The following is a 13123-nucleotide window of genomic DNA, read 5'->3' as shown; positions in this document are numbered from 1 at the left end:
TTGTATAAGTCTATCTTCTTTCCAAGATAGTGATTATATACAAATCTGCAAGAGCCGAAAGTCTTACTTAACATAATTTCTTGTTCTTTAGTTGGCACTAACCTAAATTTAAAAGACTTCTCCACAATATCCACCTCATTTCTTATGTATTTTATGTAGTTTGTATAGTTATTATACAATGCTATTGAAATGACGTCAGAATTAACTTTCATATTGTATTTTGTTCTAAATCAGAAGTTAGTGTAATGTTAAGTTAGGGGAGTATCGAACTCCACTAACTTAAAGCCCTTACATCCTCGACCACAAGGACACGAGGTTTTACGGGCAAAGTTATAAAATACCTATTAATTTGATTTTTTAAATAGTTTTTTCCCCAAGTAATACACTATATATTTATTGTAACATACATATTCATTTTTGTTTGTTGTTTTTACAACACAATAAGACATTTTAAATAATTTCGTATATATTATAATATCGTATTATTATATATTTTCTAAATACTTAAATACAGTCTTGTTAAAAATTCTATTAAAATATAAAATTATCAAATCCTAGGTTTTCGATAATTTTTTCCATAAATTCTAGCTGCCTCTACCATGGCTTGTATATTTTCTCGTGGCGTTTCAAGAGGTATCTGGCATCCAGTGCTAAGAACATATCCAAGAGGGTTTTCCCGTCCTATTTCTATACATCTCCTGCACTCCTCATATATCTCCTCTTTACTTCCCATTTTTATAGTTTCGACAGGTTTAACGTTTCCCACAAGGCATACTCTATCCCCTACCATATCCCTTGCCTCTTCTAGGCTTTCCACATTGTCTATGCTAAGTGTTGATATACCTAGCTCAACCATATCATTCCATATTCCTTTTGACTTTCCGCATATATGTAAAAGGGCACCTGCTCCTCTCCACTTAGCCACTCTGTCAATGCACTGTTTAAGATAAGGTTTGGCAAACTCCCTAAACTGTTTCACACTTATCATACTACTAGAAGCCACAGGATCTGAAAATCCTACTCCATACCCCATTTCACAAGCTGCATCAATAAATCTTAAATTGCTCTCTGTTACAAGCTGTAAAAGTTCATGAGCTTTTTCGGGGCATCTTTTAAAATCCTTCATTAAATTTTCAGTTCCCCTTATGGCTGCTGCTACACTTATAGGCCCAGCTATATCGGTGCTAACTCCAACTTCATGGCCGATTTCTTCATCTATCATACGCAATGCTTTTAGTATCAATGGAAGTCTGCCATCCTTGTGTGGATCAGCAGGCTTGATTTTTCCAAGATCATCATAGCACTTTAACAAGGGTTCCTTAACATAAGATACCCTATCCGCTGGGTAAACTAGTTCCGTTCCCATGGCCTCAGCTACTCCTCTAAGGCCCGTGCCAATGCCGGCCCCATCGCATTTAAATGCTTTGTACACCTCTATTTCAACCTTCGCCATTAATTCTGCAGAATGATTGTGTTCCCTTGGATAGATTCCAAACAAAGGGCCACAGGTTTCACCCATTATAGGTGAACAAGGCACCCTATCTAGTTCTTCCCCTTTTTCAAATGCTTTCATCCTTTCAATTGACGTCATCTCATCCTTACTGACTAACACTTCCATTTTACTCCTCCTGTTTTAAATTTAATCCTTTACTTATTCACACTCTTAGTTTATTACAATATAAAGTGTTAATCTAACATAATAAAAAAAAGTAATAGATTTCAACTTATCTATTACTTTTTTAAGTAACTAATTTTTTTTGTTCATATTTTTTACTCTATTGGGTTTAGCCTTAGGTTTTATTACATCATGTTTTTCCTTTTCTAATTGTTTCTTTTCTTTTTCACTCATATTCACCTTTGCAAAAAGACCAAAGCTATCTGCCAAAAATAGAATAAGAATGGCATCTATAGTGGGCAAAAGGAATTTACCTGTAAATCCTTTAAACTTTACTCCCATAGGAATAGGTGCAATTATGAACACCAACAACAGTGCTACTAAAATCCATTTGTTAGGTTTCACATATTTAAACATAAATTCTTTTAGCAGAGAGTATGCAATAAATGCGACAAGGGCTACTAGAATTCCCCCACCTAGTACTTTAAGGATAGTCCAAACTATATCCATCTTCAACTACCTCCAATTATTTTATATGCTATCTTATATTATTTAATATTTTCATACATTAATCAAGTAATTTTCACAAAAAAATTAAAACATTTACTTTACCTAGTATTGGACTTATGAACTTAGTATGATAAAATAATTTTGGGCAGTATCTTTATTGGAAGAACTACACTAAAAATTGTTTATTATTTTTTATATCTTTGCCTGTATCCACTTAACTGGAACAGGACAAAACTTAAGGACCACTAATAAATAAATTGGTGGTGATATTTTGATATTTAACAACATTGGTTTTATAGGAGCTGGTAAAGTAGGTACGTCCCTAGCCATGTACTTTAAGCAATGTGGCCTCAATGTAAAAGGTATGTACAACAAAAACCAGACTTCCCTACAAGAATCATGTGACTTTTTAAAAACAACAGCTTTTAAAAATATGGAAGAATTAGTATGTTCATGTGACCTAATCTTTATAACAACACCTGATCATGCCATTGCATCCGTAGCAGAAAATTTGGAAACTATGAAAGATCTCAAAGGCAAGTATATTTGCCATTGCAGCGGTTCCTTAAGTTCTGAGGTTTTATCAAATATAAACAATTCAGGTGTACACACGTATTCTCTTCATCCCCTATGGGCCTTCCCAGATAAATTTACTTCCTACAAAAATCTAGATAAAGCTTACTTCTCTATAGAAGGAAGTCTTGAAACTATTCACTTAATAACAGAATTTATATCTTCCCTAGGAAACAAGTATTTTCTTCTTTCAAAAGAAAATAAAAGCCTTTATCACGCTGCCACCGTAAACGTATCCAATTTTGTATTGGGGCTAATAAAAAAGGGTTGTGATTATTTTAAGCTCTGTGGTGTTGAAGAAAAAGTGGCCATGGAAGCATTGATGCCTCTTATTTTAAACAACATTGAAAACTTTAAATTACAGGGACTTCCTGATTCCCTTTCAGGTCCTGTGGAGCGTTGTGACGTCAACACAGTGATGTACCATTTAAATTCAATTCCTAAAGAGGATTTAGAATTGTACAAGAGTTTAAGCAAAACTCTCATAAAAATTGCTTGTGCAAAAAATCCCAATAAAGATTATAGTGAATTGGAAAAAATATTATAGGAGATAATATTATGAAAAACACAGTGAGCACATTCTTAGATTCAAAAAATAAAGGCGAAAAAATCACCATGCTAACAGCCTATGATTACTCCATGGCAAAATTGGAAGATGAATGTGGCATTAATGGCATACTAATCGGAGACTCTCTAGGCATGGTTTGTCTTGGGTACAAGGACACATTAAGTGTTACCATGGAGGATATGATCCACCACACAAAAGCGGTTTCAAGAGGTGCGGAAAATGCTCTTATAGTTGCTGATATGCCTTTTATGTCTTACCAGACTTCTGTTTATGATGCTGTAGTAAATGCAGGTCGACTGATAAAAGAAGGTGGTGCAGATGCTGTGAAGCTCGAAGGCGGCGCTTCAGTAATAGAACAAGTAGCAGCCATTGTAAAAGCTCAGATTCCGGTGATGGGACACATAGGCTTAACACCCCAGTCCATAAATATGTTTGGTGGTTTTAAAGTACAGGGAAAATCCCTAGAAAAAGCACAGGAACTCATTGAGGATGCGAAGAAACTTGAAAAGGCTGGAGCCTTTTCCATTGTGTTAGAGTGTGTGCCTGCAAAGTTGGCAAAGCTTATAACAGAAGCTGTATCCATACCCACAATTGGCATAGGTGCAGGCTCCCAGTGCGATGGTCAAATCCTGGTGTATCAAGATATGCTGAACATGTTTTCAGATTTCAAGCCAAAATTTGTAAAAAGTTTTGCAAATGTTGGAGATTTGATGAAAGAAGGCATAGGAGATTACATATCAGAAGTAAGGAACAGCAAATTTCCAAGTGAAGAGCACACCTTCAATATATCTGATGAAACACTAAACAAATTATACTAAAAACAAAACCATTTTGAAAGGAAGTGAACTGCTATTAATAGCAGTATATCATGCAAATACTAAAAACAATTAACGAAGTAAAGATACTTATATCTCAGTGGAAAAGCGCTGGTTTAACCATTGGACTAGTTCCAACTATGGGATACCTACACCAAGGACACAAAAGTTTAATTGAGAGAGCTGTAAAGGAAAATAACAGAGTTATTGTTTCAGACTTTGTAAACCCTATACAATTTGGACCGTCAGAGGATCTTGCCACATATCCTAGAGATTTAGCTCATGACAGCAAGCTCTGCGAATCTGCAGGTGCTTCAGCTATTTTTAATCCTGAACCCTCTGAAATGTATCCTATGGGAACTCCCCTAACTCATGTAGCTGTTGAGGAAATCACATCCATGCTATGTGGTGCTAAAAGACCTGGCCATTTTCAAGGAGTTTGTACTGTGGTATCAAAACTTTTCAACATCGTTCAGCCAGATAAAGCTTATTTCGGAGAAAAGGACGCTCAGCAACTTTCTGTGATTAGAACTATGGTAAAAGATTTAAATTTTCCTATAGAAATTGTTGGTTGTCCTATTGTCCGTGAAAAAGACGGTCTTGCTAAAAGCTCCAGAAATACTTACCTAAATATAGAAGAACGTAGGGCCGCCCTGATACTAAGCAAAAGTTTAAAATTAGCTGAAAAATTAATCCAAGATGGTGAGAAGTCTAGCGATAAAATAAAAGAAGCTATTTTAAACTCCATTTCTACTGAAAAACTTGCGAAAACTGATTACGTTGAAATTGTAGATTTTGATACCATAAAACCTACATCAGAAATTAAGCACAATACTCTTATTGCCATAGCTGTTTACATTGGTAAGACAAGATTAATTGATAATATAATTATAAAATAACCTTTAGGACGGAAAAATATATGATTTTAAATATGCTAAAAAGCAAAATACACAGAGCCACCATTACAGAGGCCAATTTAAATTACGTTGGAAGTATTACCATAGATAAAACATTATTAAAAGCTGCTCAATTGTTACCTTACGAAAAAGTCCAAATTGTAGATATAAATAATGGCAATAGGTTAGACACTTATATAATAGAAGGTGAAGAAGATAGTGGCATAATATGCCTCAATGGTGCTGCGGCAAGACTTGTGCAACCTGGCGATAAAGTAATCATTATGTCCTATGCTCAAATGGACCTGGATGAAGCGAAAAAATGCAACCCAGTGGTGGTTTTTGTGGACCAAAATAATAAGGTCTCTGAGATCTCTTATTGCGAACATCATGGTGAAATAAAATAATTATAAAATCGCTCATAATTTCTCTAAAAATGTCAATACTATTTGTAAATATATAAATATATTTAAAGGAGATGTTTTTAGTGAAAGTAATAGATACAATAGCATTACTACTAGTTATAATTGGTGCTATAAACTGGGGACTAATAGGTTTTTTTGATTATGATTTAGTATCCTCTATCTTCGGTTATATGAGCATAATAAGCAGAATAATATTCAGTGCAGTTGGTATATGCGGTCTATACTGTATTTCCCTATTATTTAGATCCGACAACTGTTCTAACGATTAAAAAGCAAAGACTTGCAGCTGATAAAGTGCAAGTCTTTGTTTTTGTATTAAACTGAAAGCTTTAAATCCTTTTCTATAATTTCATGTATGGTATCTAAAACCCCTTCTTGTTGCTCTTTTTCCATATCTGCTATATATATAGGTTTGTGAATAATAACCCTAGCATTTGCTGCCCTAATCTTTTTATTGTTGTATTCAAAAGCATTGGCAGTTCCATTTATAGATACAGGTACCACCGGAACACCGGCCTTAATAGCCATTCTAAGGGTTCCCTTTTTAAATTCTCCAAGCTTTCCATCCTTGCTTCTTGTTCCCTCTGGGAAAATAACCATGGATTGACCATTTTTAATGTTGTCTGTGCCTTGCTTTATAGCTTTAATACCTTCCCTTGGATTATTTCTATCAATAAATACACAGCCAAATTTCCTCATCCAATATGGTAAAAAGGGAGCCTTCAGCATTTCTACTTTAGCTACAAAACCAGCTGGTTTTGGTAGCACGTAAAGTAGTGTAGTTATATCTAACAAACTTTGATGATTTCCCACGAATAGGCAGGGACCTGAAGGAATATTTTCTATCCCTATGCTTTCAACATTTATTGGCACATTTTTCGTTATAAAATCAGCCCATCTCTTAATGTGTTCATTTACTAACACCTTTGCTTCATCTAGTTTCCCTTGTTTTTCTAATTTCTCTATTTGTGATTTATATTTACTGGATTTAATCATAAATGATGCAAATTTTACACCAAACCAAATTGTTCCCATGCTAAAAGCCTCCAAAATATAATATTGACATCACCATACATTTTATCATTCTAAAGCTATAAACACAACTTCAGTAAAATAATTAAAGTAAAATAATACAATGAAAATTTAGATTATCATTGTATTTTTCTTCATTGTGTAATATACTATATTTATTACCATATTTTGTATTTAAGGAGAGATTTTTAAAATGTGTATTATAAATAAAAAACGCATATATGCTGCAATTTCTGTTTGTCTTGCCTTAGTTGCATTTTTATATTATTATTCAAAAAAAGATATTTTAGACTGTCTTATAAGAGATAAAAAACTTTTTGCGTTTTATGAAAATAACCTCTCCATTCATTACATAAATGTTGGACAAGGTGATTGTGAGCTAATTAGATACAAGGACAAAGTTATCCTCATAGATGCAGGTCCAAAAGAAGCTGAAAATACTTTGATAAATTACTTAAAAAAATGCAAAATAAGTGAAATCACCTGCGTCATTGCAACTCATCCCCACGAAGACCATATTGGAAATATGAGCAACATTCTAAACACCTTTAAGGTGAAGAAGTTCATAGCACCTAAAGTTTCCACTAATACAAACTGTTATAAGAAAATGATAGCTGCATTAAGAAAACAAAATTTAAAGATCACACCTGCGCATAGAGACTTAAAATTAGATTTTGGGGACTTGCATCTAGACTTTTTAGCACCCTATAAAGAAGAATATGATAACTTAAACAATTATTCTGCAGTTGTTAAACTCTCCTTTAAAAATACGTCCTATTTATTCACGGGAGATGCAGAAAAGTTAAGTGAAAGCGAAATGCTTTCTTCAGGGATAAATCTTAAATCTACAGTATTAAAATTAGGCCATCATGGCAGCAATACAGCTACCACCTTGCCCTTTTTAAAGAAAGTTGATCCTAGTGTTGCCATTGTAAGCTGTGGAAAGAATAACACCTACAACCATCCTTCTAAGGAGACATTGCAAAAATTAATATCTTCAAAAACAAAGGTTTTTAGAACGGATGTTGATGGAACTATTCTTCTCATTAGCGACGGAAATATCATAAAAAAGCTTACCCTTAATAATTTCATATAGATTCCCTAAAAAAAACCGTTATGTTTTATTTTGCATAACGGTTTTCATTTATATTAGTTTATTTATTTCTACAAATATTGTTTGTAAAGATTTGCCGCCCCCACCATGCCGGCTGAATTTTCAAGGGTTGCAATATTAACCGGTGGCACATCTACCACTTTTGAACCATAAGAATTAATATGGACATATTCCCTAACTGTGTCTAGTAGACTTTCACCTTGGTTGCATATTCCACCTGATATAAATACAGCGTCTGGCCTAAATATGTTGACAACATTTACGATAAAAGCACCTAAATACTTTTTATACTGATCTACTACACTAATTGCCAAAGAATCTCCCATTTTAGCAGCTTTAAATGGAACTTCCCCATTCATGTTTCCTTCTTTTTCTTTTAGTTTATTCATTAAGCTCGTCTTGTCACTTTTCAAGGCTGTATTGGCTTGTTCAATTAAAGCTGTGGCGCTTACATACATTTCAGCACAGCCCTTTCTTCCACAACTACATTGCAGCCCTTGGTATATAAGGGTTGTATGGCCTAACTCTCCGCCACCAAGACCTGAACCAGAAAAAATATTGCCATCTATTATGATGCCGGTTCCTACACCTGTGCCTAAGGTGATCAGCACCATATCACCGCAGCTACTTCCTTGGCCTTTTATGTACTCACCATAGGCAGCACAATTAGCATCATTCTCAAGAAACACATCTATGGTTAAATACTTGTTTATTTCATCTGATATTAAAACATCTCTCCACCCAAGATTATTGGCGTATACTACTTTACCGTGAAGATTATCTACAATACCAGGTATTCCAATGCCCATATATAAGCATTGTTCTTTTTTTATTTTGCAATTAAGTATCATGTTTTCAATGGAATTTATCATATTCTTAACGATGGTCTGCCAAGGTAAATAAGCATTAGTTGGAATGGAGTCTTTACATACCATATTGTTGTGAAAATCCATAATACAAATTTTTATATTGGTTCCACCAACATCTACACCTATGATATATTGTTCTTTTGAAGGTATATTTGAGTAATCCACAATACTTTATCACCTCACCCTTACTTTTCCACAGTGGTTTTTATAAGATTGCATCTTCCCTCAATTGTATATTTTCCACTGCCTGCACATATAAATATGCTATCGCCCTTCTTTAATTCTAGCTTTTCCTCTCCACATTGAATTTTGCCACAACCTTTTAAAATAAGTAAAGAATGAAAGGTATCTTCCGTGGCTTCATCGTTGTATACACCATTTACTTTTTCCTCATCCACCGTGAAGTATTTGCACTTTGCAATATGCTCACCAAATCTATATCTGTCACGTTGCTTATTAAAATTCAACACTTCCACAGCTTTGTTTACATGAAGTTCTCTATGGTTGCCTTTTGAATCTTTTCTGTCGTAATCGTAAATTCTATATGTAACATTAGATGATTCTTGTACCTCAGCCACTACAATACCGGCTCCTATGGCATGCACTGTTCCAGGCTCTAGGAAAAAAACATCTCCTTTTTTAACTTCCACAGCATTTAATACTTCCATTATGCTTTTATCTTCTATTCTTTTAAGAAATTCTTCCTTTGTAATATTTCTGTTGAATCCATAGTATATCTTTGAATCCGGCTCTGCGTCTAGCACATACCACATCTCAGTTTTTCCAGATTGACCTTCATTTTGTTTTGCATAATGATCATCCGGATGTACCTGGACTGATAAAGGCTTATTTGCATCTATAAGTTTTATAAGCACTGGCATTTCGCTAAATTCTACGCAGTTTTCTCCAAGAGGTCTGTAGTTTTCTTCCTCTAAAAAATTTTTTAAAGTTTTCCCCTTAAACTTACCTGTTCCTATGGTGCTTTGCCCATCTTTATGACAAGACAACTCCCAGCTCTCTGCTATAATATTCTCTTCACAATCTTTATTAAAATCTTTCTTCAACTTGTTTCCGCCCCACAAATAACCCTTATAAGCAGGAATAAGCTTAAATATCATCTTTTCACTTCCTATTTGCCAATTTGAAAACACATATAAACATAATAACATTATTCAAAGAAAATGCAAAGAGTTTAGTAAATAAAGTAGATTATTGTACTTCAAATTGGTACAATAGTATTGTTAATAATGGCTACTATATATGCTTCCTTGATAATTGTTAATTATTTAAGAACTTTCATGGAAATATATTTATCTGCCAAAAACTAGGGAGGCTACTATGAGTCGTTCTAATAGGCGTTCTGTAAGAAAAAAAAGAAGAAAACCAAGCAAGGAAAGGAATATACTTATCATCCTTCTACTATCGGTGATAATTGCAATTTGCTGTATTTATTTATTTTTCTTTAAAAATTCATCTAGTGTGGCAAAAAGCAAACAATTGGATAATATCCCCACTAAGGTTGAAGAAAAAAAACATGATCCTATATCCCCTGAAAAGGAGCCTGAGATACCACAGCCTAAGCTATCTGAAATTGTAATTAGTTCTGCTGGGGACTGTACCATCGGCACAGATCCATCTTTTGGAGGAAATACTCTTCCTGTTACTTTAAAATCTAATGACATGGATTTATCCTATTTCTTCAAAAATGTTAAAAAAATTTTTGAAAAGGATGATATGACTTTAGTGAATCTTGAAACGACTTTTACAACTTACGACAAAAAAGAACCAAAGGCATTTAATTTTAAAGGTGATCCATCTTATGCTAAATCCCTTACCTTAGGTTCTATAGAGGCGGTTAATATATCAAATAATCATATATATGACTACAAACAAAAAGGCTTTGATGACACCTTATCCGCTTTAAAGGCTGAAAATATCAATTACTTCGGAGAAGGTAATATCTACAAAACAGATATAAAAGGCCTTAAATTTGCCATGTTAGGTTACCAGGCTTGGGGAGATAGCTTTAACTTCGATAAACTGAAAAACACCTTGCAGGAATTGAAATCTGAAAATTATACTGTTATAATTAATTTTCATTGGGGTATAGAAAGAGACTACACACCATCATCTTTTCAAAAAAAATTAGCTCATTTTGCCATAGACAATGGTGCCGATGTTATAATTGGACATCACCCCCATGTGCTTCAAAGCATAGAAACCTATAAAAACAAATTTATATGCTATAGTCTAGGTAATTTCTGTTTCGGTGGTAATTCAAACCCCTCAGATAAAGATTCTGCCATTGTACAAAACACTTTTAAATATGAAAATGATAAGCTCGTTTCCATAGGTATTCGCATTATTCCGTGCTCTATTTCCTCAGTGAAAAATAGGAATGATTACTGCCCTACACCTCTTTCTGGTGAAGAGTACACAAGAGTGATAAAGAAATTGACAAAAATATCACCTGACGCCGGTTTCAATCTTTCAGATGAATACCATTTTCAGCCTCAGGAATAAATACATTTAAGGCGGTGACTAACAATTAATATCAAAAGTTTTTTTAGCATAATTATTTCAAAACTAGCAATTTGGGCCTGCAAAGTATTTTCTGTTGGAGGAACAAATTTTCCAGGCAAACTAGCTTTAAAAATAGACAACAACATATTAAAGATAGCAAGCCGTGACTACGATGTCATCCTAATAACAGGTACTAACGGTAAGACCACCACAACAAATATGATTTACAACATATTTAAAACTGAGTTTAAAGATAGCACTGTAATCACAAATTCTTCTGGTGCAAACCTTTATGGTGGTATAGTTACTACTTTTATCAAAAATTTTACCTTTAAAAAGACTCATGGACCAAAGTATGCCATAATAGAAGTGGACGAAGCCAATGTAAGGTTCATAACAGAGCATATTAAACCAAAAAACATAGCCGTTACCAACCTTTTTAGAGATCAGCTAGATAGGTATGGTGAGTTGTACACTACTCTAAATAAGATATTAGAAGGTGTTGAAAAAACCCCCGAATCTACCTTACTACTAAATGGTGATGAATCACTGTTGGGAAAACTAGATGTGACAAACAAAGTTGTGTATTTCGGATTTTCCAACTATGACAATAGCACCTCTGATGTTAACATAAATGCCGATGCAAAGTTCTGCAAATACTGCAAAGCTGCTTACAAATACAATTTTGTAACTTACAATCATCTAGGAGATTATTATTGCCCAGAGTGCTCCTATAAAAGACCGGAACTACAGTATAAAATTACAGATATATTAGAAGTAACAGCTACAGAATCTACTGTATTAATAGGAGATGACCAGATTACCATTAATCAGCCCGGTACATACAATATCTACAACGGACTTTGCGCCTATGCCATGGGCAAAATTTTTAACATATCCATGGATAGCATTAAAAACGCACTAGGGCACCAACAAAGTTCCTTTGGACGTCAAGAAACCATTTGTATAAATGATAAGGAAATAAAAATAATACTTGTTAAAAACCCAGCTGGTTACGATGAAGCAATTAACACCGTTTGCCTCCACAAGGACAGAATAAATTTGTGCTTTATGCTCAATGACAATTATGCTGATGGTCGCGATATTTCTTGGATATGGGATGTTTGTTTTGAAAAATTACCTCAATTAGATGTTGACAGTATATTTATCAGTGGTGTAAGAAAATATGATATGGCTGTGAGATTAAAAACTGCTGGCTTTGATAGAAGCAAGTTTATCATTTGCGATGACTACAAAAATGTACTAGATGCAATTGACTCAGTTTCCACTAAAACAACTTATATATTGGCCACATACACTGCCATGACCGATTTCAGAAAATACCTAAGCAACAAGGGATATGCAAAAAAGATTTGGTAAAGGAGATTTTTTTATGGAACTAAATATTTGTCACTTGTACCCCGATCTTCTAAATGTATACGGTGATTTTGGAAATATACTTATACTAAAGCAGAGAGCTGAAAAGAGAGATATTAAGGTAAACCTTTTCAATGTATCTGTAGGCGATGATTTTGATGAGGCTCTTTATGATATAACGCTTTTTGGAGGTGGCCAGGATTTCGAACAATCCATTGTTTCCGAGGACATCCAAAAAGGGAAAAGGGAAAACTTAGAAAAATACATAGATCAAGGTAAAGTCTTTTTAGCCATTTGCGGTGGTTATCAGCTTCTTGGGGAATACTACACGACTTCCCAAGGAGAAAAGCTTCCTGGACTTAATATACTACCCATAAGAACTGAAGCTGGAAACACTCGTTTTATCGGCAATACCGTGATTTACAACGAAAAATATGATGAAACATATGTAGGTTTTGAAAATCATTCAGGTAGAACTTATATCAGCAATCTGAAACCCCTTGGTGAAGTAAAAGTGGGATTTGGAAATAATGGCGAAGATAAGACAGAAGGTTGTATATTCAAAAACACATACGGAACTTACTTTCATGGCTGTTTACTTTCAAAAAATCCAGAACTAGCAGATAAAATGTTATACGCAGCTTTGAAAAATAAATACGGCGATGATATCTGCCAATTGGCTCCTCTAGATGACAGTTTGGAGCTAAAGGCAAAGGATTATATAATATCAACATATATGAAAAACTCATAACCATTAATGTAATTATTTACATTAATCACTGTAAATAAAAATAGCTTTAGAATCC

15 protein-coding genes are annotated in these 13123 nt (G+C 34.1%); 9 read left to right on the top strand and 6 right to left on the bottom strand.

What is annotated here, in order from left to right; genetic code table 11:
* The 3 genes from BUA73_RS14465 to BUA73_RS02690 form a co-directional block, all read right to left on the bottom strand.
* A partial coding sequence (locus BUA73_RS14465; RefSeq protein ID WP_207649858.1) for a helix-turn-helix domain-containing protein occupies nt 1–212 on the bottom strand: 212 nt, incomplete at its 3' end.
* 335 nt (nt 213–547) lie between these two features.
* A complete protein-coding gene (locus BUA73_RS02695; RefSeq protein WP_072902031.1) occupies nt 548–1618 on the bottom strand; it encodes a uroporphyrinogen decarboxylase family protein in 1071 nt (356 codons plus the stop codon).
* Nucleotides 1619–1747: 129 nt separating this feature from the next.
* The gene (locus tag BUA73_RS02690) at nt 1748–2125 is read right to left on the bottom strand and encodes a hypothetical protein (RefSeq protein ID WP_072902029.1); all 378 of its coding nucleotides are present in this window, start codon (nt 2123–2125) and stop codon (nt 1748–1750) included.
* A 271-nt stretch (nt 2126–2396) separates the two neighbouring features.
* Here BUA73_RS02690 and BUA73_RS02685 point away from each other — a divergent pair, with 271 nt between their 5' ends.
* From BUA73_RS02685 to BUA73_RS02665, 5 genes are all read left to right on the top strand, one after another.
* Nucleotides 2397–3245 carry a Rossmann-like and DUF2520 domain-containing protein gene (locus tag BUA73_RS02685; RefSeq protein ID WP_072902027.1) on the top strand — a complete coding sequence of 283 codons (849 nt, stop codon included), beginning with the start codon at nt 2397–2399 and terminating at the stop codon, nt 3243–3245.
* Nucleotides 3246–3256: 11 nt separating this feature from the next.
* Entirely contained in the window at nt 3257–4084 is an 828-nt protein-coding gene (panB, locus tag BUA73_RS02680; RefSeq protein WP_072902025.1) for a 3-methyl-2-oxobutanoate hydroxymethyltransferase, read from the top strand.
* A gap of 50 nt (nt 4085–4134) precedes the next feature.
* Nucleotides 4135–4980 (top strand): pantoate--beta-alanine ligase, encoded by an 846-nt coding sequence (gene panC / locus BUA73_RS02675; RefSeq protein ID WP_072902023.1) that lies wholly within the window; start codon nt 4135–4137, stop codon nt 4978–4980.
* 20 nt (nt 4981–5000) lie between these two features.
* A complete protein-coding gene (gene panD, locus BUA73_RS02670; RefSeq protein ID WP_072902021.1) occupies nt 5001–5384 on the top strand; it encodes an aspartate 1-decarboxylase in 384 nt (127 codons plus the stop codon).
* 80 nt (nt 5385–5464) lie between these two features.
* Complete coding sequence (locus BUA73_RS02665) at nt 5465–5671, top strand: DUF378 domain-containing protein (protein WP_072902019.1); 207 nt, start codon at nt 5465–5467, stop codon at nt 5669–5671.
* A 46-nt stretch (nt 5672–5717) separates the two neighbouring features.
* On the opposite strand, the gene BUA73_RS02660 is transcribed toward BUA73_RS02665, so the two are convergent.
* On the bottom strand, nt 5718–6437 hold the full coding sequence (locus BUA73_RS02660) for a lysophospholipid acyltransferase family protein (protein ID WP_072902017.1): 720 nt from the start codon (nt 6435–6437) through the stop codon (nt 5718–5720).
* Nucleotides 6438–6627: 190 nt separating this feature from the next.
* On the opposite strand from BUA73_RS02660, the gene BUA73_RS02655 reads away from it, so the two are divergent.
* Nucleotides 6628–7530, top strand: a complete 903-nt coding sequence (locus tag BUA73_RS02655; protein ID WP_072902015.1) for a ComEC/Rec2 family competence protein — start codon at nt 6628–6630, stop codon at nt 7528–7530.
* A 68-nt stretch (nt 7531–7598) separates the two neighbouring features.
* On the opposite strand, the gene BUA73_RS02650 is transcribed toward BUA73_RS02655, so the two are convergent.
* A complete protein-coding gene (locus tag BUA73_RS02650) occupies nt 7599–8582 on the bottom strand; it encodes an ROK family protein (protein ID WP_084671993.1) in 984 nt (327 codons plus the stop codon).
* Nucleotides 8583–8602: 20 nt separating this feature from the next.
* Nucleotides 8603–9535 (bottom strand): type I phosphomannose isomerase catalytic subunit, encoded by a 933-nt coding sequence (locus BUA73_RS02645; RefSeq protein ID WP_072902012.1) that lies wholly within the window; start codon nt 9533–9535, stop codon nt 8603–8605.
* A gap of 220 nt (nt 9536–9755) precedes the next feature.
* Between BUA73_RS02645 and BUA73_RS02640 the strand changes: the two genes are divergently transcribed.
* Genes BUA73_RS02640 through BUA73_RS02630 form a run of 3 tightly spaced genes read left to right on the top strand, consistent with a single transcriptional unit; the run spans nt 9756 to nt 13068 of the window.
* Nucleotides 9756–10940, top strand: coding sequence for a CapA family protein (locus BUA73_RS02640; protein WP_072902010.1), 1185 nt, complete (start codon nt 9756–9758; stop codon nt 10938–10940).
* Between the two features lie 24 nt (nt 10941–10964).
* The gene (locus tag BUA73_RS02635) at nt 10965–12320 is read left to right on the top strand and encodes a MurT ligase domain-containing protein (RefSeq protein WP_072902008.1); all 1356 of its coding nucleotides are present in this window, start codon (nt 10965–10967) and stop codon (nt 12318–12320) included.
* A 13-nt stretch (nt 12321–12333) separates the two neighbouring features.
* A complete protein-coding gene (locus tag BUA73_RS02630; RefSeq protein ID WP_072902005.1) occupies nt 12334–13068 on the top strand; it encodes a type 1 glutamine amidotransferase in 735 nt (244 codons plus the stop codon).
* Nucleotides 13069–13123 lie beyond the last annotated feature (55 nt).

This window comes from Hathewaya proteolytica DSM 3090 (assembly GCF_900142225.1).
Taxonomy (GTDB): Bacteria; Bacillota; Clostridia; order Clostridiales; family Clostridiaceae; genus Hathewaya; species Hathewaya proteolytica.
This window is presented reverse-complemented; position numbering and strand designations above follow the sequence as displayed.